We start from the raw sequence: 19980 nt of genomic DNA, 5'->3' as shown, positions 1-19980 counted from the left end.
CAACAATGAAAAGCATGTGGTATCTGGGCGCGCTGCTGGCCCTGACAGCGGCAGGCAACGTCAGCGCCGCCAATTTTTGCGGCGAACTGAAAAATGCGTACGGCCCGTTCGACTACCGCCAGCGCAGTGCCAACGCCGACAGCTTCTTGCTGGTTGAAAGCGCCCACTTCACTGCCGATGTGGAGAACGGCATACGGGGATCGTCGAGCACCATCGGGGGCGACCTCGACTACACGCTGCGCGCCATTCCCAATCACCACCGCGCACTGGCGACAATGGGGCGGCTGTCGGCCAACGGCAAAGTCATCATGGTACCGGGGGCCAAGTATCCGGTTGAGTGCTATTTCGATCGCGCCATCCGCTTCGCGCCCGACGACGGCAGTGTGCGCGCCGCCTATGGCAGTTTCTTGTATTCCCAGGGCAAGACGGAAAAAGCCTTCCAGATGTTTCGCCAGGCTGCCGACCTCGATCCAGACAATGCCGCCGTCAATTACAACCTTGGCCTGGCATATTTCAACAAGAAAGACTACGACAACGCCCTGATCCATGCAAAAAAAGCCTACCAGCAGGGATTTCCCCTGCCCGGCCTGAAGACCAAATTGCTCGCCGTGGGCAAATGGGATGAGCCGGCGCCCTGATGTACCGGGTCACCTGCAAACTGATCGCGCTGCTGCTGCTGGCAGGTCTGCTGGCAGCCGCTTGGGTATTTCCGTTACCTAAGTATGCGCTGGCAGCGGCGATGGCCGCCTATGCCTTGTTGCTCTGGTGGCGCCGCCATGCCTGGCTGATGGCCGTGCCTGCTCTACTGCCGGTACTCGATCTGGCGCCGTGGACCGGCTGGTTTTTTCTTGATGAACTCGATCTGCTGTTGCTGGCCACCGCTGCCATCGGCTACGCCCGCCTGGGGGGTGCCAGCCGCGCGGCCGTCTTGCCGCCCATGTTCAAGGTATTGATTGCGCTGCTGGCGCTGTGTACGACGATCAGCGCAATCATTGGCCTGCTGCCCTTGGTGCCGGCCGACGCCACCGCCTTCGCTACCTATGCCAGCCCGTACAACAGTGTGCGGGTGGCCAAAGGCACCTGGTGGGCGTTGATCCTGCTGCCCTTGCTGCGCGACAGCGCCGGCCCCGATCTCGACGGCCTGCGCCGCTACCTGCTGCCTGGCATGTTGATCGGCTTGGGCCTGACCGCGTGCGCGGTGATCTGGGAGCGCCTGGTGTTTCCTGGACTATTGAACTTCGCCAGCGACTACCGGCCTACCGCACCGTTTTCGGCCATGCACACGGGTGGTGCCGCTCTCGACGCCTACCTGGCGCTGAGTTTCCCCTTTGTTGCCGGAAGTCTCGTACTTGCACGCACCACGGTGCAACGCAGCATCGCGGCCCTGCTCTTTCTGCTGGGCTGCTTTGCCGGCCTGTCGCTGTTTTCGCGCGATATTTATCTGGCCTATGGCTTGACTGCGGCCATTTTGACCGTGTTCCTGCTCAGCCGCGGCGCCCGCCAGGGTCGCTTTGGTGGCGGCGCCATCGTTGCCGGTATCGTGCTGCTGGCAGTGACGGCGCTGGCGCTGCACCGCGCTTTCGAGTCGGGTGGCTATCGCCTGCTGGCCTGCGCCCTGATCGTGCTGGGCGCCGCCTTCGTACTGGCCGGTGCGCCCCAGCGTCTGCGCCATCGCCTGCCATGCGCGGCGCTTGCGCTCGGCCTGTGTGGGCTGACACTGGGCATCACCAACGCCTTCGACAAGGGCGCCTATATTGCCTTTATCGGCGCGGCCGCCTGTTTCGCTGCCGGCGCCGCAGCCATGCTCAACAGCGGATCACGCCGCAGCGCGCTCGGTACCACGGTCGCCGCCGCCGCCCTGCCCGCCATCGCGCTGGCGGCGGTCCTGGTCGGCCAGCACTGGGGCGGAAGCGCTGCGCGAATGGACGGGGCGCTGGTGGTAGCGTGGGCAGCGATTCTGCTGGCCACCGCGCGGCTGCTGCCAGCCCAGCCAGTGCGGCTGGACCAGCGTGGCCTGATGGCGGCGCTGGTCTGCGTGATCGGTTTCGCCACCATCATCCCGATTACCTCCAGCTACTATCTGGGCAGCCGCTGGGCGACTACCAGCGCCGACCTCGACGTCCGCCTGCGGCACTGGAGCGAAGCACTGGACATGATGGACAACAGCCTGACGACCACCGTGTTCGGCATGGGTCTGGGGCGCTATCCCGAGGTGTACGCCTGGCACAATACCCACGGCGAACTGCCGTCGACCCTGCGCTACACCCGGGCCGACGGCCATCCAGCGCTCGAACTGGGGGCCCCCCAGTACAGTGCCGGCTATGGCGAGGTGATCCGCATGCTGCAGCACGTGCCGCTCGAACACGGCCGCGCGTATCGTTTCGAAGCCGACGTCAAGCGCCACGGCAACGGCGGCACCCTGGCAGTGGCCGTGTGCGAGCGCTGGATGCTGTATCCGCAGCATTGCGTGCCGATACCGGCCAAGCTGACCGCAGCCGCCGATAGCTGGCAACACATCGACAGCACCATCATCGCCACCGAGCTCGGTTTTTCCGGCTGGCTAGCGCCCCCCGTCCAACTGGAACTGTCGGCCGACGGTGCCGCTTCCAGCGTGACGCTGACCCGTTTGAGTTTGCGCGATGCCGCCACTGGCAAGGAGTTATTGCGTAATGGCGACTTTGCAGAAGCCAATACCGGCTGGTTTTTCAGCAGCGACCGCAATCACTTTCCGTGGCATATCAAGAACGTCGCCGTCAACAGCGTGTTCGAACAGGGTTGGGCAGGTACTGCCATCCTGTTGATGTTCGTGCTGTATCTGGCTGGCGACTTGCTGATGCGCTGCAGCGAAGGCGAGGCGCAAGCGGCGGTATATCTGGCAGCCCTGGGCAGCTTCTTACTGACCGGCCTGTTCGACAGCCTGTTTGATGTGCCGCGCCTGACCTTGATGTTTCTGCTGGTCGCCTGGGCCGCCGGTTTGCGCGCAGCGCCGCTACGCCGCGCTATCGCCTAGCGCGGGTGGCGCTGGGGCAAACTGTAGAGTGCCAGGCCCAGCCACTCATACAAGGCGTAGTGCGTGCGGCGCACATTTTCAGCCGTCGGGAACCAGCGCAAGGGGTTGAAATTGCCGGTTTCCGCATACATTGTCGGGGCCGGAATCACTTGCATGCCTTCGCGCTCAAAGGCCAGGCGGGCGCGCCGCATGTGCATGGCGTCGGTCACCAGGACGATCCGGGTAATTCCGGCAGCGCGTAGCAGGCGCGCCGAATACAGCGCGTTTTCCGCCGTCGTGCGCGACACCGTCTCGCTCCAGCGGACCGGCAAGCCATAATGATGTTCAAAAACGCGCTGCATGGCCGTGGCCAGCGCCTCGTCATCGGCACGGGTCGACAGCACGCCACCGGTGACCAGCAATGGCAAGCCGGTTTGGCGCGCCAGCAGGGCCGCATAGTTCATTCGCGTCAATGCAATGAAATCGGGAATGGTGCGACCACCATACTCCGGGCTACTGCGAATCCGGCTGGCCGACAACACCACGATGGCACCGGCTGAGTTCGCTGTGGGCGCGCGCAGCACGGGTTCGAGCTGCTCGAGGGGGTGCACCAGCAACCATGAAGCAACGCCGGTCGCCAGGAAGTACAACATGGCAACCGCACCGTGGCGCAGCCAGGCAGACAGGCGCGGCCGCCAGCGACGCAGCAACAGGCCTAGCCCATACAACAGCAACATGCCGGCCGGTGGCAGCACGCACAGCTTGACGGCCGCTGCGGCCAGCTCGGCGATACTCAAAATCAGGCTCAGGCCGCTGACTTGATACCGTGCCGGTTCAGCAGGTCGTACATGGTGGGGCGGCTAATTCCCAGCAGTTCCGAGGCCTTGACGATATTCCCATCGACCCGCGCCAGCGCTTTGACGATGGCGCCGTACTCGGCCTCATCGCGGACCTGGCGCAGATTCAGCGGTGTCTCATCGTCGCCGGTCGCCGGCGAGAGGCCCAGGTCATCGGCCGCGATGTACTGGCCGTCGGTCATGATAACGGCCCGCTTGATGCAGTTTTCCATCTCCCGCACATTGCCCGGCCAGCGGTGTAATTCGATGGCGCCCAGTGCCTCATTACTGAACATCAAGGCAGCGCGGCCTTCCTGGGTACAAAACTTGTTCTTAAAAAAGTGCGCCAGCAGGGTGGCATCGCCGATCCGGTCGCGCAGCGGCGGGATGGTGACGACGATTTCGGACAGGCGGTAATACAAGTCTTCGCGGAAGCGCCCGCTGACCGTCAAATCCTTTAATTTCTGGTGCGTGGCGCACACGATGCGCACATCGACGGCGATTTCCTCGTGGCCGCCGACACGCTCAATGACGCGCTCCTGCAAAAAGCGCAGCAATTTCGATTGCAGCGCCATCGGCAAATCGCCCACCTCGTCGAGAAAAAATGTGCCGCCGTGGGCCAATTCGACCTTGCCCTTGGTTTGCTTGGCTGCGCCAGTGAACGCGCCTTTTTCGTAGCCAAACAATTCACTTTCAAGCAGGTTTTCCGGAATGGCCGCGCAGTTAATTGCCATGAACCGGTTAGCCGCGCGCGGACTGAGGGCGTGCAGCGCCCGCGCCAGCACTTCCTTGCCGGTACCCGATTCGCCCAGGATCATCACGGAAGCGGAGGTGGGCGCCACTTTTTCGATATTGCGGCAAACCTTTTGCATGCCGGCGTCGCGCGAAATCACCCCGGACAGCGGCGAATCGGCTTGCGACTGCTGCATGCGACGGTTTTCCTTTTGCAGCGCATTGATAAAAAATGCCCGCTCGATCACCATGCCAAGCACTTCCGGATCGCAAGGTTTCTGATGAAAATCGTAGGCACCCAGATTGATCGCCTTGACCGCGTTGCCGCGTTCCTGGTTGCCGGTTAACATGATGACGCGGGTGTCCGGCGCCAGCGCCAGAATCTGCTGCAGCGTCGCCAGGCCCTCGCTGGCGCCATCGGGATCTGGCGGCAAGCCCAGGTCGAGGGTGACAACCGCCGGTTCGTGGCGGCGGATTTGCGCCAGCGCCGCCTCACGGTCGCCGGCGACCACCACATCATAGGCATCAAAGCTCCAGCGCAACTGCTTTTGCAGTCCGGGATCGTCCTCGACGATGAGCAGTTTGGGTTTAATTTGGGTCACAGCAATCCTCGCTGATCAAGCAGCATGTTGAACGGCAACGCTGTCGTGATCGAACAGCGGTAGCGTGATGGTGAAAATCGAACCTTGCTGCGGCACGCTGCTTACCTCGAGTGCACCGCCAAGTTCGTGGATATATTCCTGGCTTTCAAATACGCCGATGCCCATACCGGCCGACTTGGTCGATTCGAACGGTTTGAACAGGCGCTCGCGAATAAAGTCTTCGCTCATGCCCTCGCCCGTATCGCTGATGCGGATAATGGCCGCCTGGCCATTGCGCAATACCTCAATATCGACGCGGCCGTCCTTGCTGGTCGCCTCGATGGCGTTCTGGATCAAGTGCCCCACCACGCGCTCGAGCCGCTCGCCGTCGGCCATAATCAACAGACCCGGATCGCGAATATTCATCACCGGATGAGGATCGAACGCCATCTTCAGTGCCACGGCCTGGCGCACGATGGCGTCGATCGACAGGGCGCGTGCGCGCTCGGGGGTGGCGGAGCGGCTCAATTTTTGCAGTAGCAGCTTCATTTTTTGCACCGAAAAATCGATGGTTTCCAGCATATCGTCCTGAAACGCCGGATTATGTTTATGCCGTTCTGCATTCGACAGCAACAGCGACAGTTGCAACACCAGGTTTTTCAGATCGTGCACAACGAAGGTCGACATCCGGTTGAACGACTCAAACTGGCGCGCCACCATCAGCGCATTGGCGGCGCTGTTTTGTGCCAGATAACTGGCGGCCTGGCTGCCGGCAATTTTGAGCAGGTCAATCACTTCCCAGTTGAGGCTGATCCGACTACGCGGTTGGGTCAGCAATATAAAACCGAATAACTGGGCATGCATCATCAGGGGCACCACCAGCCAGCCGCGCGGAACCTCGCGTAACCATGGCGGCAGCACAACATGGTCATACTTGGCAGGGTCAACGGCGAGTTCTGCCAGGTCAATCACCCATTTTTTTTCCTGCATATACAGGCTGAACGGCGAATCGACCGGCTCAATGACACTGGCCGCGCCGATGTGCCAATTGGCGGCCGGTTCGAACTGGCCGCTCTCGCTGCGTATCCACATCAGACCGCTGGGACTTTCCACCAGCGTGGCGACCGCCTTGATGGCGCGCTCGCCTAGTCCGGGACCGGGCTTGGACAAGGTCGCCGTAAAGCGCAACCATTCCTCGCGGTAGTCGTAGTTGTAGCTGTAAAAATGCTTGCTGATGAAAACTCGCAGCCATGCCCGGAAGCTGCCGGAAAACAGCACGCCGACCAGCAAGGCCAGGGTGACGAACAAGAACACCACCTGCATCACCGAACCGAGCGAACCGCCAAAGTATTTCAAGTAATAACCAGCCGAGCCCATGGCCAGCAGGTACAGCGCGGAGCCGAACAGGGCGGCGGAATGAAACATGACCCGCCGCGATACTGCCAGCTCGACTGCCCAGGAAGCGCTGCGCGCCACCGACAGCGCGATCAATGGCACCGTGAGAGCGTGGGCAAGGCCGCGTGCGGCCCAGATTTCGGCGTCGATTTTATGAAATAGCATGGCATCGCTATACATATAAAAATCGTAGGCAAACATGGCGCCGATACCAAGACAGGCGAACTTGATCGCCCAGCGCTCGTTTTCCGGCTTGTTACGGTAGAGCTGCTCGACCAGCAGCATGCCAAGCACTGCCAGTCCGACCCTTACTGTCAGACGGAGGGTCAAGCCGTTGCCCACCAGGTGCTGAAAGGACAGCGCACCGCCAGCGGCGGCCACCAGCAAGATCAGATAAAACACCAGCACCAGCAAGATCGACGGCCGTACCCCAAACGGCAGGCGGCTGTCAGCCGAACGGACTGGTCCGACCAGCAACATCAGAAACAGCGTCCACACGCCATTGCGGGCGATTTCGGCAAATTCAGCGGCGGCAGCCCACTCCGGTACGTCCGCCCACCCCATCGCCAGCACGACACTGGAAACGACCGTCACGGCCGCGGCGAAGGTCAGGGCACGGCCGTGCGATCGCCCGCGCCAGCTGGTGAGCAACAGCACGCCGAGCAGCAGGAACGCCGCAGCGGCAATCAAATAACTGGAACTGGCAATAGTGATCAAAATGCACCATCCGATATGTCAGCAGCGCACAAGGCGGCGTGCGCGCCGTGCAACAAGGGCGCGTGTGGAGTCAGCGGCCGCTACGGAACAAGACCACCTTGAGCGTATCGATCAGCACCAACACGTCGAGGAACAAGCTGTTATTTTTTACGTAGTACAGGTCATATTGCAGCTTTTGGAGGGCGTCCTCCGCTGACGAGCCATAGCCATACCGCACCTGGGCCCAACCGGTAATGCCCGGTTTGATACTATGCCGCACGTTGTAGTACGGTACCACTTCAATCAGTTGCTCGACAAAATAGGGCCGCTCGGGGCGTGGGCCGACAAACGACATTTCGCCTTTGAATACGTTGAACACCTGCGGCAACTCGTCGATGCGCACGCGCCGGATAAAATTGCCGATGCGGGTCACGCGTGGATCATTTTTTGCGGCCCACTGCGGTTTCCCGCTTTTCTCAGCGTCATTGCGCATGCTGCGAAATTTCATGACCTTGAAACTTTTACCGTCCAGGCCGACCCGTTCTTGCGAATAAAACACGGGCGAACCATCTTCCAGAAAGATGAGCAGCGCCGTCAGCATCATGACCGGCAGCGACAGCACCAAAATAATGGCGCTGCAAATCAGGTCGAAGCCGCGCTTCATGAAGGTCCGAATAAAGCTCTGGTCGAAGCCGCCGCCAAACACCAGCCAGCTTGGCTGCAGCGAATCGACCCGGATCTGGCACGTCTCGCGTTCAAAGAAAGTGGCCGCATCGGTCACCTTCAAGCCCTGCAGTTTGCAGTCAAGCAGCTGTTTGATGGGAAAACCACCGCGACGGTTTTGCACCGACACGACGATTTCCTCGACATTGTATTGTTGCGCAAGTGATACCAGAGAATCGCCATCACGCACGGTCAGCAACTGATCGGCAGGCACGCACAGCTCTTCGGTGGAAGCGGGAATGAAGCCGGCAATGACATAACGGTGATAGTTATTGTTTTGCAGCGCCAGCACGCTGCATTCTTTGGCCAGCGGACCGCCGCCGAGGAACAGGATACGCGTCTCCAGAAATCGCAGTTCGGACGATTTGAAAAACACCATGCGCGCGAAAAAAATACCGACCGCGGCGATCATGAACACCAGTAACAAGATACCGCGGCCGAAGTACAGTTCCGGCGCCACATAGAACACCAGGGTCAGGATCACAAAGCCCATCAAAAATGACGGCATCAGCTTCAGGAAAAACGGGTCGCGCAAACCCTCACTGAAGTCGAGCCGGTACATTCCCATGGCACTCATGCTGAAAACAATGGCAATGGTGAATGCAATGGCCGATGTGAAAAAATGATCGAGATGCGCCAGTTTCGGCGCACCCGGATCGAGCAGACGCACCGCCGCCCCTGCATAGGCGGAGCCGAACAGCACCAGTACTTCCACGAACAGCAGGACGAAGACGATCTTTGAGACGTAGTGATTGGATATTTTTAACACATCATTCTCACATTACTGCCCCGGCCTCTACAGCAGGCGCAGGGTGACAAGTCATCGATCGCTCGATACCGTTATTCGTATCGGTCACTGCTGCTGACCGGTCAGATTGGCTACGTACCACGTCATCGCTTGTGCCAGGCCTTCGCCAATCCGATGGGTTGGCGCATAGCCGAGCAGCTCGCTGGCCTTGCTGATGTCGGCTTGCGAGTGACGCACATCGCCGGCGCGAAAATCGACGTAATCAGGTTGATGTTGACGTACATGGGGGAACTGCTCACCAAGCAAGTCGCACATCATCGTGTGCAACTGGTTCAAGCTGGTTCGCTCGTTCAGGGCGACGTTGTAGACCTGGTTGACGGCGCCTGCATCGGTCGCCGTCGCGGCCAGCAGGTTGGCCTGCACGACATTATCGATAAAACAAAAATCGCGACTGGTTTCGCCGTCACCGTTAATCCGCAGGGGCTTGTTGGCGATCAGCTGGGCGATCCATTGCGGAATCACGGCGGCGTAAGCACCGTGGGGATCCTGGCGCGGTCCGAACACATTGAAGTAACGCAGACCCACGGTTTCACTGCCATACGTGCGGGCGAACACGCCGGCGTAGAGTTCATTGACATACTTGGTGACAGCATATGGCGACAAGGGATTGCCGATGACGTCCTCCTGTTTCGGCAGGGTCGGATGGTCACCATAAGTCGAGCTCGAGGCGGCATACACAAAGCGCTTGACCTTGGCATCGCGACTGGCGACGAGCATGTTCAAAAAGCCGCTGATATTGGTGTCGTTGGTGGTCACTGGATCGGCGATCGAACGCGACACGGAACCCAGCGCGGCCTCGTGCAACACATAGTCGACCCCTTCGCACGCGCGCGCGCAATCGGCGGGCACGCGGATATCGCCTTCAACAAAATTGAATTGCTGCCAAATCTGTTCGCCCACCAGGGCGCGCACTTGATCGAAGTTATGTTGAAACCCCGTGGCAAAATTATCCAGTCCGGTTACCCGCTGGTTGAGCCGCAACAGGGCTTCGACCAGGTTAGAGCCGATAAACCCGGCAGCGCCCGTCACCAGCCAATGGTAGCGATTGGTACGCAGATGCTGCTGGAGATCGCTAAATGTCGTCACGGTCATGGATTCCATAAATTACATTGCTTCTTGGTGAGCGCCGACACCCGCAGGAAAGCGGGCGCGGCGACATGCGGTATTACAGGCGCCAGACGGAGAAGCCGGCATCTTTCAAGGCGTGCTGGTCGAACTGCGATTTGACGTCGATGAAGCAACCACCCTTGCTGATCTTGCCCTGCAGCGCAGTCAAAGGCATCGCCATGACTTCCTTGTGCGGCACCGCGGCGACGAGCGCATCGGCGACCGGCAACGCGTCCCAGTCGGTCAGCGAAATGCCATATTCATGTTCAGCTTCCTTGCTCGAGGCAACCGGATCGAATACGTGCACGTCGAGACCGTAAGAACGCAGTTCAAAGACGATATCCGCGACCTTGGAGTTACGCAGGTCGGGGCAGTTTTCCTTGAAGGTCAGGCCAATCACATTGACTTTGGCGCCCTTGATGTGGAAGCCGGCAGCAATCATCGATTTCACGGTCTTCTCGGCAACGAACTTGGCCATACCGTCATTGATGCGCCGACCAGCCAAGATCACTTGCGGGTGGTAACCCACCATTTCTGCTTTGTGCGTCAGATAGTAGGGGTCGACCCCGATGCAATGGCCGCCTACCAGGCCTGGACGGAACGGCAGGAAATTCCACTTGGTACCGGCAGCCTTCAGCACTTCAAGGGTATCAATGCCGATTTTGTCAAAAATGATGGCAAGTTCGTTCATCAGCGCGATATTCAAATCGCGCTGGGTGTTTTCGATCACCTTTGCTGCCTCCGCCACCTTGATGCTCGAGGCGCGGTGTACGCCGGCGGTGACGACCGATTCATACAGGGCGGCAACGAGCTCGAGGGTCTCGGCGTCGTCACCGGAAACCACCTTGGTAATGGTGGTGAGCGTGCGCTCCTTGTCGCCCGGATTGATGCGTTCCGGTGAAAAGCCCACGTGAAAGTCAACCATCCACGTGAGACCCGAATGCTGTTCAAGAATGGGAATGCACACCTCTTCGGTCGCGCCCGGATACACGGTGGACTCGAAGATGACGATGGCGCCTTTCTTCATGTGCAGGCCAACCGTCTTGCTGGCGCCGGCCAGGGGCGTGAAATCGGGATTGTGGGCGTTATCGACGGGCGTCGGCACGGCCACGACAATATAGTCAGCACTTGCCAGGGAGTTAGCATCGGTACTTACAGTCAAATGACGGGCCGACTGCAGCTGTTCGGTGCTCAACTCGCCAGTGGGATCAATGTATTTGTTGTAGCTGTCAATTTTGCTTTGCGACAAGTCAAAGCCAATTGTCGTGCGTTTTTTACCAAATTCCACAGCCAATGGCATCCCCACGTAACCGAGTCCCACTACTGCAATAATGTCATCTGATTTCATTTATAAGGTTCCGTTCAAGAATCAATTTTTGCTATAATATTAACTTTTAATATACCACAGAAACTCTGGCCATTCAACTTAAGGATTATCCAGAAGTAACGCCAAGCGCGCAATGTGTTGTCGCCGGAACATCCTAGATATTTCGATCATTTGAACCGTTACCGTCATTTATCGACCCAGGCAGACGGTCTGCACCATTTTACAAGAGCCAGATTCCGCGGCGACTGCAAAGGGTGCAATGTTAGCACTTCCCAACTTGATTGCACTCAGTCAACAGCTGGCTGTGGTGAACTGTACACGCCGAATTGACAACAAAATGCGTTGTTCGTCATTCTGTGGTGCAATTTTTATCGCAACTGGTTACTAATGATTTGCAGCAATATGCCGAGAAATGTGGCAAGCTACATTTAAGTCCTGACGGCAACTTTTACCGATGTTTAAAACGCAACCTATTTTTGATAAGACACTTGCCATGAATACCACTCTCGCTGCAAATTGCACAACGCTTCTTGAGTCGACCTCGCGTCGTTCTTTTATGCGCTACCTTACTGCAGGTGCCACTGCAATTGCGGTGCAGGGTTGTGGTGGCGGTGGCGCGGCTGCGAACACGGCTGCCACGCCGGTGACGGCACCGGGAGCGGTGGTGCCGCCAGTCACCTCGACGGCACCGGTCACGCCGGCTCCCACTCCAGCCGCGCCGATCATCCTGACGATTCCTGACATTGCCTTCGTCGAAGGAATGCCGTCAAGTTTTTCCGTTGCCACCTACATTTCCGCCGAAAACGTTGCCGCATTCTCGCTATCGCTCAATGCCATGCCCCTGCCTGCCGGCGTGACGTTCAATGCAGTCAACCGTTCTTTCGACTATGACGGCGTGGGCACGCCTGCCGATACAACCGGCCACATTTTGACTGCGACAGGAGCCTAGATCATGGCGCAAATATCGTCGAACACCTTCGCTGTCGCCATCAAGCCGGTGACCTTTCTGGCGGCATCATTTCAACTTACTTCGGCCGTCGGCGGTAGTGCCCTGCCGTTTGCGCTCGGCTATGCCTTCCGCAAGGGCGAAGTGCCGGCCACCGCCAGCGTCGCCGGTAGTATTCCCGCGCTACAGGTGACGGGCAAAAACTGGTGGCCGGACGGATCACTCAAATTTGCTACCATTAGCGGACGCGCCGACCTGACGGCCAATGTAGCGAAGACAATCAAACTGGCGCTCGGTACATCGACCAGCGGCACCGCTCTTACGACAGCAGACCTACGCCGGACCAATATCACGGCCAGTATCGCCGCGGGCAGTTTTGGCACCGTCAGTTGGGGCGGCGCAGATTGGGACACTCCCTTCCAGTCGTGGATCAGCGGACCACAGATGAGCTCATGGGTTTATCGCAAGGCTGTTGGCAGCGATCCCCACCTGACGGCGTGGCTGGAAGTGCGGCTGTTCGTCGGCGGCGCCGTCGAAGTGCTACCGTGGGTGGAAAACGGCTACCTCAATGTTGCGAACCCTACCAACAAGAACGCCGAATATGTTTTTGCAATGGGGGGGACTGAACGCTTTCGCCGCACCATCGATATTCCAAATCATTGCCGCACCGTGTTGATCGCCGGTACTAACTTCAGTTATTGGTTAGGGACGGATCCGCAAATTATCCCGGCACATGACAAGTCGTATTTACAATCAACGCGTCTCGTGCCGGCCTACAGTGCCGTCATACCAAGCAACGCCACTATTTGGGCCTCAATCCCGAACACGTTCGCTCCGTTTCAACAGGGAAATTATTCGCCTGAAATGGGTCAAGGCGGATACCAAGTTGCTATCGGATTATTACCTGAATGGGATGTGCTTTACATCGCCACCGACGATGCACGTGCTTACGCTGGCGTAATCACAAACGCTTTTAGCGCGGGAAGGTTTGGAATTCATTATCGCGATGAAACGACGCAACGCCCGCTGCGATTTTCAAGTTACCCTAATTTAGTGACAAATGGTGGCGGTTCAGTAGGAATATCAAATACCGGCGCATCCACCAAAAATACATACACCCCTATCTCACAGGGTACGACGCCTGCAACCTGGGACTCGCCTCACCACCCTTCAATAGGTTTTACTGCCTACCTTTTGACTGGAAGATATTATTTTATGGAAGAAGTTCAGTTCTCTGCAACAGTGAACTTCTTAAAAAACACAGATTTTGAACGGAAATTCAGCGCTGGAGTGTTTCAGTCGAACGTCGGCGCAAATACCACTCGCGGCGCTGGCTGGGCAGTAAGAACGCTTGCGCAAGCGGCGTGTATAACACCAGATGATGATTTGACGCTACGGGCAGAATTCTCTAATTCGATAGCAGCGAATATAGATTTTTATTACACCAGATATATTACCCAAACGAGTAATCCATTTGGTTTTATTGCACCATACTCTAACTATGCTGCCGGCTCAGGTATCTACGCAGAATCTATGTGGATGGAAGATTTTTTCACAGCTTCGTTTGGATATACCATGGACGTGGCCTCATCCATACCATCTGTGACTGTCGCGCGCCTAAACGAATTTTTTGCGTGGAAAGCACAGAGTGTTATAGGCCGCCTTGGCGGTACCAGCCCATCGGAATTTTTGTATACCAGTGCGGGCCTCTATACGATGGCTATAGCGCCGACAGAAACGCCTGATTTCACAACCGGGCAGGGCCCCTGGTTCAAAAACTGGGGTGAAATCTATAAAGCGACACTAGGATCTTCTAATCCTGGAGTAAATGGTCCACTACAGGGTGGAAATTTTCCAGAAGCATCAAGCTACTGGGGAAATCTCCAACCAGCGATCGCATACGCTGTTCAAAATAAAGTTGTCGGTGCTGCAGTCGCCTACGATCGCATGAAGTCAGCATCAAACTGGAGCGATTTTGTTAATAGTTCCAACCAAACACCGGTTTGGAGCATTATTCCGCATAAATAAATTAATTTCGAAAAATTTAATATTAGTTGAACGATAGATAAAATATAGCTCATACAATTTCCATCGCAAGGTCAATTCCATCATGACACAAGTCTTCTCAAACGCATTCAGTATTAAAATAAAACCAGTTACTTCGTCAATCCTACCGACTTGGGTTCCCCCAACCGGATATTTTGCCGATGTACCAATGAGCAACAATCCAGCGGATGTCGTTCCTGCCTTGTATGCCGGCGACAGTCAAGGCGCAGATAGCGCTTTTGTCAACTGGGGAGGCAGTGCAGTATTGCGTGACTTTAGTCCATTGGGTGCACAAGTTTACTATAGTAGTGGCCATGAGCCGAGCCCCGACACGCCGAATATGCAATTTGCTCTTATTTGCGATTTCTCAACTTTGCAGTGGAGCGCGACAAATGTTCCGAATTCAAAAAATTCAATTTCGACTATAACTAGTATTGGTGTTTTTTCAGATGGAACACCTTACACACCACACACCTACTTGGGACTCCAAGAACTTCCAGCAGCATGGGGCGGCGCCAAGCGCGGATCATTAGCATCATTCTTCTGGGCAGGAAATAACTACCTAAATCGCATTAATTTATTAGACGTATCGAAGAGTAATTTTGGTTACACTCAACTAACTACAAAGCAGAGTCAGAACGTGGACCCAACACGTATTCGATTCAGTAAAGATGGGGCAGATGGTGGCTCCTACCCTATCACCGTCATCGATAATGTTCGTCAAGGTTGGTGGGTGGCAACAACTGGGAGCGTTGACTACACCCTTTTTGTTGATAAGACGGGAGCAATCACACAATTTCCAGCGCTAGGTGGGAATTTAGCTAACGGCACAATAGTTTTATGCGGAAAGTTAGATCTGCTTATCGCAATCGACGGCGGATACAGCTCTGGCAATTACTCGGGCCAAGGCTATCGTAGCCTCTATTTACGCAATTTGACGTCAGGAATAACGAACTATAACGTCACTCTTGGGGTGGTGCCATCGCTCGGCGATGGCTACGACGGCAGCGTGGGAACATACAATCGTCCAGACATGATGGGATTGCAATGGGTGGAGGAATTAGGATGTATCGTTGGAATTGACAGTACAGTGTCCCCACCAGTAATCGTAAAGCTATCTCCACCGATGTACAATCCGGAAACCAATCCTTGGACTTGGAGTAAAGTCGAAGTGAAGCATTGGTCGTCAGATACTTCTGGATCTACCGCGCTGAAATCTGCGCGGAATGGTATGTGGTCAAAGTTTCGGTGGATTCCCTCCTTGCAGAGCTTTGTTTACTGTACAGCAAAGGACGGCAAGCCTCAGATAGTAAGAATTAATTAGCATAAGTACAATCTAAAGAACTCAGTTTCAAGAAATGACCGACTCGCGGTGGCCGGCGAAATGCGGGGTGTAAAAATTGATTATCTTGAGAATGATCAGCAGATCCAACTTAAATCGGTGATGACTCTCAGTACGCTTTCGTTCAAGCTGGTTTCCAGCCGCGCCGCCTTATTGTTTTCCGTGCCGCGCGCGTCGGAGTAGTAAGGCTGAATTCTTTCAAAATACTAAGCGCTCAAGATTGTCCGCTGAAGGTACTTTTTTAAACATCGACGCAATCGTGACTTCAGCGAAACACCGCAACGCGACGATATATTTTTAGGCCAGTGAAATAGACAGTCAATTAAGAGCCACTGGAAAAATTATTCAAATCTTTATTATCTGAATAACCTTCTCGAATATTCAAACAACCTGGGCTGTGCCAAAGAACAGACAGAACGTTCACGTTCAATACGAAGCTTATTGCTCAGCTGTGTTGATCGTTCCAGAGCTACGCCAAAGTCAGGATTGCTTGAGGCATCTGATTGCTGCATGATTCGTCGAACAATCAGATCTCCTAAAGTTTTCTTGAAATGTCCAGCTTCCCAATACCACTTGGTTTCGACACTGCCCTTCTCACTCTTCAGCGGAATATGCTCACAATTCATTGTGCCAAAACCGCTAAAGTCGAACAGCGCCAGCTTTCTCTCAGGGGCTTCCTGTTTCAGGATTGCCACTTCCTCAACAAGTTGAAGCTTCCATAATTCAAAGAGACTCCATAAACCAGCATCCTCAAACATGGCCATAATCTGCGCATGATATGGATATATTAGCATCTTTACTTCAGCGCCATTTTTCGTTGCCGCTAACAGCAGAGTATGTAATGATTCTAAATCACTCTTTGATAGAGCAAGCTGAGACTTATGGCGAAATATTGCAGCGTTCTCTAATGACCTCTGTTCGAATATTTTATGATAACCGTCGTCTCTTACATAAGCTTTATATTCATTCAAGGGATTAAATCCTTTTGACGAAAGGCTCGCGGTCTCTTCACTACGCTGCAGACGTAGGGTCCGCACCACGTCCTTCAACGTCTCCATCGAAAATAGCGCATCGAATTGCCACCAAATTACACTACGGGAGGGTTCCTTGGATGCTGATGAAGTTGATTTTGTGTTGCCTAATGCAGTGCTAACAGTGAGAAAATCGATAAATTCAACGCCGATGATGATTATGCTAGGCTTGATTCCCGCTGTAGCTAAGTTATCAAGCTGCTCAATGGCTGTGTTGATTCCGGTTCCTGGGACCGACAAATTAAATCCCCGACCTGCGAGACGTCCGAACGCTGGCGAGTCAGGATCAAATCCAATTTCGGCACGTGAATTTCCAAGAATGACGAACTCAGGATTACTATGAATTGCGCGCTGCAGTTTGATCTCACTCTGATAACGGTTTAGGCCAGGTTTAATGACGTTGAATGAGCTGTTTATCACTCCATACAGCCCATACGGATCGACCACGATAACCGACGTCACAACGATAATGACTCCGGCAGCGAGGAACCCGACTACGCTTGCGAGGTAATTCTTGAAATGGGGCTGAGAAGGCGATAACACCGCATCATCCTAAAACTGAAAATATAAAAATTCGGCGGGCCGATTAAGGGACAACAAACTCGCGAGTGCCAGCGCGGCGGTGACAACTGCCCAGCTACGCGTAGGATACCACGTGAACATTCGCGCCATAGCGTCACCTCCGACCTCAGGATTACGCCGGAAATCAAGCGCGGGATCAAAGCGGTTAAGAATTTGCTGAGTGTTAGGAAACGCAAAGATGATAATCGCGACAACAAAAATCCAACTCCAGCTTTCGACGAAGACCGATCCTCCGCCCAAATAGCTCGTTACGCCGAGTATTTCAAAGTACCTCTGCATTGGCGCCAGGTGACGAAATATTGAATCCGGCAGTGCAATACCATTCGCACCAAACATACCTTGGAGAATGATCCACGCGGTTTGGAAATCAGATGCGCGAAAAAACACCCAAGCCACGCAAACTGCAAGAAAGGTGATTATAGTACCTGCGAGTCTCCACATACCCGAGTGCACTGGAAAATGTAAGAATTGCGCCAACCTAGCCCATAGCTGATGGATGCTGAGAAAAACACCGTGTAAAAATCCCCAGATTACGAAATTCCAACCAGCGCCGTGCCATAGCCCGCCGAGTACCATTGTTATCATCAGATTCAAGGAGCGCCGCACGTTGCCGTGTCGGTTACCGCCCAAGGGAATATAAAGATAATCCCGCAAAAACTGCGATAGCGTCATATGCCAGCGGCGCCAGAACTCGGCAATATCCTCAGACTTATAAGGCGAATCAAAATTCAATGGCAGGCGAACACCAAAAAACCTAGACAGTCCGATTGCCATGTCGGAATATCCGGAAAAATCAAAGTACAGCTGAAAAGCGTACGCCAGCACACCTGACCACGCGACTAGCATCGTTGGCGCAGTGCCGCCGTCAAAGACACCCGAGGCGAAGGGCGATATGTTGTCTGCAATCAACACTTTTTTGGCAAGACCGATGAAAAATAGGGTCACTCCAATGGCTACGGATTGCGCGGAAAGACGGAAAAGTTTCGGGTCAGAAAACTGCGGCATCATGTCTTTATGATGAAGCACGGGACCAGCAATCAAGTGCGGAAAGTATGTTACGAACAACAAATAATTAATAAAACGGCTTTCCTTTACCTTACCCTGGTAAGTATCAACAAGAAAAGCGATCTGAGTGAACGTAAAAAACGAAATTCCTACCGGCAGAATAATGTGAAAAATCACTCTATGCAAGCTAAGGAGGTTCGCCAGCGAAGTGGCGAAAAAACCTGCATACTTGTAGTAGATCAGGAGCGCAAGGTTGGCGCAAATGGCTGCGATCAATATTCGGCGGCGGATCTGTACTGGCCCGGTCCGTAAATTCAGCGCACTCCAGTAATTAAAAATAATTGAACCGAGCAGCAGCGGTAAATAACGGTAGTCCCACCATCCGTAAAAAAATATTGAAGCGGCTGCGAGCCACGCGGCGCCCCAGAATTGGCTATTTCGATTGAAAAAAAAGAAACCGACCAGCGTAACAGGCAGGAAAATTAGCAGGAAACTGTAAGAATTGAACAGCATTCTGCTATTACCTAATTGAGTTGAGTGAGACGGTGGATAGAGCGAATTTTGAAAGGTGAAGACGTGATGTCGACCTATCAAATAGGAGGCATTGCATGACGAGGGCGTGGCGTACCAAGGGTGTCACACATGACAGTATTTAACACTCGTTAGAATACGTCAAGTTTAAATTGTACCAATTCGCAACGCTTCGACATAGCTATTACGTATCAGCTATACGGGAAATTTTTGATGTGCAGGTGAAGTCGAATGGTGCGGCTGGCGGGGATCGAACCCACGACCCTTGGCTTCGGAGGCCAATACTCTATCCACTGAGCTACAGCCGCGTTGACATCTAGACAGAGCCGAAGGATACCGTTTTTCCGACCTGCCGTCCATTGAAAATGTTGCTAACGGACGCAGCGCGCTTTCAGACGCTTCACTGAACGATGGCTTAGCGTACGGTCCTGCTACGTGGCCAAAGGCCGGCTGCAAATATCGCGACGGCGAACAACATCAAGCTGCTTGGCTCTGGCACATCGGAAGGGGGCGTTGTCGGATCTGCTTCGCCGGTCACGGTAAAATTAAAGGAAAATCCGAAAATAGGGATTCCGTCAGGGAAAAATGAGATGACGTTGAAGATGGAAGGGTAAATGCCGTCCCATGACGCCGCACCATCAATCGGCAGCTCCAAGGTTGTGAACGGGCTGCCGTCGGCGTCGAACAGATCGAGCGTAGCCTGCGTCAGCTTCACTTGGCGTAATAGATCGATTCCGTCGCCGAAAACGCCCACACCAAGCTCAACAGAATCAGCAGCATCGGGAAAAAGGGGACCGGTGGCCAGCAGCGTCAATGAGATCAGGTTGACACCGTTGCCTTGGTCAATGTCGACTTCGCTGACCGTTAGCGCCAAGCCGTTGCGGGAAAACTCGCTCGGCGCGGCGTTAAACTGTGATGTGAGGTCACGGGCATTGCCACTTACCGAACCATTGAGGTACAGCGAGTAATTGCTACCCAGCATTACGACGGGTGACGCCGATGCGGTGGAAACCAGGCCGATACAAACCGCGATAGACAGCAGAGTAGCGACGAATATATTTTTCATGAAAATTACTCCGGTAAAGCGCAAACAGCGACCGTCCATGGGTAAGCAAATTCCGTTCCATCATTTTATTTCTTATAAAATTCAGTCACTTATCAGAAGGAGACCCCGTACGAAACGTTCACTGTAAAGTTTTTCGACACCGGCTACCGATCAACTTGCCCGCTTTTGCTTTCCTTTAAGGTATCCAGGCTGATCGGCCTCGATTTGCGGTCTCATCGCCCAAGTATCGTCAGCGAG

At 54.9% G+C, this 19980-nt stretch carries 14 protein-coding genes and 1 tRNA gene; 5 read left to right on the top strand and 10 right to left on the bottom strand.

Going from position 1 to position 19980, the window contains the following annotated elements:
* Positions 1 to 5 precede the first annotated feature (5 nt).
* The gene (locus tag ACP7BZ_RS19355; protein WP_426116171.1) at positions 6 to 638 is read left to right on the top strand and encodes a tetratricopeptide repeat protein; all 633 of its coding nucleotides are present in this window, start codon (positions 6 to 8) and stop codon (positions 636 to 638) included.
* Positions 638 to 3010 (top strand): hypothetical protein, encoded by a 2373-nt coding sequence (locus tag ACP7BZ_RS19350; protein WP_426116169.1) that lies wholly within the window; start codon positions 638 to 640, stop codon positions 3008 to 3010. Before ACP7BZ_RS19355 ends, ACP7BZ_RS19350 begins: the two co-directional genes overlap by 1 nt.
* On the opposite strand, the gene ACP7BZ_RS19345 is transcribed toward ACP7BZ_RS19350, so the two are convergent.
* From ACP7BZ_RS19345 to ACP7BZ_RS19320, 6 genes are all read right to left on the bottom strand, one after another.
* A complete protein-coding gene (locus tag ACP7BZ_RS19345; protein WP_426116167.1) occupies positions 3007 to 3786 on the bottom strand; it encodes a YdcF family protein in 780 nt (259 codons plus the stop codon). The two genes, ACP7BZ_RS19350 and ACP7BZ_RS19345, sit on opposite strands and share 4 nt — an antisense overlap.
* A gap of 8 nt (positions 3787 to 3794) precedes the next feature.
* Complete coding sequence (gene prsR / locus ACP7BZ_RS19340) at positions 3795 to 5159, bottom strand: PEP-CTERM-box response regulator transcription factor (protein WP_426116165.1); 1365 nt, start codon at positions 5157 to 5159, stop codon at positions 3795 to 3797.
* A gap of 15 nt (positions 5160 to 5174) precedes the next feature.
* The gene (prsK, locus tag ACP7BZ_RS19335; protein ID WP_426116163.1) at positions 5175 to 7250 is read right to left on the bottom strand and encodes an XrtA/PEP-CTERM system histidine kinase PrsK; all 2076 of its coding nucleotides are present in this window, start codon (positions 7248 to 7250) and stop codon (positions 5175 to 5177) included.
* Positions 7251 to 7320: 70 nt separating this feature from the next.
* Entirely contained in the window at positions 7321 to 8721 is a 1401-nt protein-coding gene (locus ACP7BZ_RS19330) for a TIGR03013 family XrtA/PEP-CTERM system glycosyltransferase (RefSeq protein ID WP_426116162.1), read from the bottom strand.
* An 84-nt stretch (positions 8722 to 8805) separates the two neighbouring features.
* Positions 8806 to 9852 carry an SDR family oxidoreductase gene (locus ACP7BZ_RS19325; RefSeq protein WP_426116160.1) on the bottom strand — a complete coding sequence of 349 codons (1047 nt, stop codon included), beginning with the start codon at positions 9850 to 9852 and terminating at the stop codon, positions 8806 to 8808.
* 73 nt (positions 9853 to 9925) lie between these two features.
* Positions 9926 to 11215 carry a nucleotide sugar dehydrogenase gene (locus tag ACP7BZ_RS19320; protein ID WP_426116158.1) on the bottom strand — a complete coding sequence of 430 codons (1290 nt, stop codon included), beginning with the start codon at positions 11213 to 11215 and terminating at the stop codon, positions 9926 to 9928.
* Positions 11216 to 11687: 472 nt separating this feature from the next.
* Between ACP7BZ_RS19320 and ACP7BZ_RS19315 the strand changes: the two genes are divergently transcribed.
* From ACP7BZ_RS19315 to ACP7BZ_RS19305, 3 genes are all read left to right on the top strand, one after another.
* Positions 11688 to 12143, top strand: coding sequence for a hypothetical protein (locus ACP7BZ_RS19315; RefSeq protein WP_426116157.1), 456 nt, complete (start codon positions 11688 to 11690; stop codon positions 12141 to 12143).
* A gap of 3 nt (positions 12144 to 12146) precedes the next feature.
* On the top strand, positions 12147 to 14168 hold the full coding sequence (locus ACP7BZ_RS19310) for a hypothetical protein (protein ID WP_426116155.1): 2022 nt from the start codon (positions 12147 to 12149) through the stop codon (positions 14166 to 14168).
* Positions 14169 to 14250: 82 nt separating this feature from the next.
* Entirely contained in the window at positions 14251 to 15510 is a 1260-nt protein-coding gene (locus ACP7BZ_RS19305) for a hypothetical protein (RefSeq protein WP_426116153.1), read from the top strand.
* Between the two features lie 374 nt (positions 15511 to 15884).
* Here ACP7BZ_RS19305 and ACP7BZ_RS19300 read toward each other — a convergent pair whose 3' ends face one another.
* The 4 genes from ACP7BZ_RS19300 to ACP7BZ_RS19285 all read right to left on the bottom strand — a co-directional run bounded on the left by ACP7BZ_RS19300 (position 15885) and on the right by ACP7BZ_RS19285 (position 19743).
* A complete protein-coding gene (locus ACP7BZ_RS19300; protein WP_426116151.1) occupies positions 15885 to 17102 on the bottom strand; it encodes a hypothetical protein in 1218 nt (405 codons plus the stop codon).
* A gap of 9 nt (positions 17103 to 17111) precedes the next feature.
* A complete protein-coding gene (locus ACP7BZ_RS19295) occupies positions 17112 to 18659 on the bottom strand; it encodes an MBOAT family O-acyltransferase (RefSeq protein WP_426116149.1) in 1548 nt (515 codons plus the stop codon).
* A gap of 250 nt (positions 18660 to 18909) precedes the next feature.
* Positions 18910 to 18985, bottom strand: a tRNA-Arg gene (locus ACP7BZ_RS19290).
* A 107-nt stretch (positions 18986 to 19092) separates the two neighbouring features.
* A complete protein-coding gene (locus tag ACP7BZ_RS19285; protein WP_426116147.1) occupies positions 19093 to 19743 on the bottom strand; it encodes a PEP-CTERM sorting domain-containing protein in 651 nt (216 codons plus the stop codon).
* Between the last annotated feature and the right edge of the window lie 237 nt (positions 19744 to 19980).

It is taken from the genome of Massilia sp. PWRC2 (assembly GCF_049896725.1).
In the GTDB taxonomy this organism is placed as follows: Bacteria; Pseudomonadota; Gammaproteobacteria; order Burkholderiales; family Burkholderiaceae_D; genus JAFCUW01.
Note: the sequence above shows the minus strand (reverse complement) of the source record. Positions and strands in the feature narration are given on the sequence as shown.

Bases quoted from the DNA above. Each gene is read 5' to 3' on its own strand.
- ACP7BZ_RS19295 (WP_426116149.1), bottom strand. From the start codon at position 18,659: ATGCTGTTCAATTCTTACAGTTTCCTGCTAATTTTCCTGCCTGTTACG.
- ACP7BZ_RS19305 (WP_426116153.1), top strand. From the start codon at position 14,251: ATGACACAAGTCTTCTCAAACGCATTCAGTATTAAAATAAAACCAGTT.
- ACP7BZ_RS19310 (WP_426116155.1), top strand. From the start codon at position 12,147: ATGGCGCAAATATCGTCGAACACCTTCGCTGTCGCCATCAAGCCGGTG.
- ACP7BZ_RS19325 (WP_426116160.1), bottom strand. From the start codon at position 9,852: ATGACCGTGACGACATTTAGCGATCTCCAGCAGCATCTGCGTACCAAT.
- ACP7BZ_RS19285 (WP_426116147.1), bottom strand. From the start codon at position 19,743: ATGAAAAATATATTCGTCGCTACTCTGCTGTCTATCGCGGTTTGTATC.
- ACP7BZ_RS19320 (WP_426116158.1), bottom strand. From the start codon at position 11,215: ATGAAATCAGATGACATTATTGCAGTAGTGGGACTCGGTTACGTGGGG.
- ACP7BZ_RS19350 (WP_426116169.1), top strand. From the start codon at position 638: ATGTACCGGGTCACCTGCAAACTGATCGCGCTGCTGCTGCTGGCAGGT.
- ACP7BZ_RS19315 (WP_426116157.1), top strand. From the start codon at position 11,688: ATGAATACCACTCTCGCTGCAAATTGCACAACGCTTCTTGAGTCGACC.
- ACP7BZ_RS19355 (WP_426116171.1), top strand. From the start codon at position 6: ATGAAAAGCATGTGGTATCTGGGCGCGCTGCTGGCCCTGACAGCGGCA.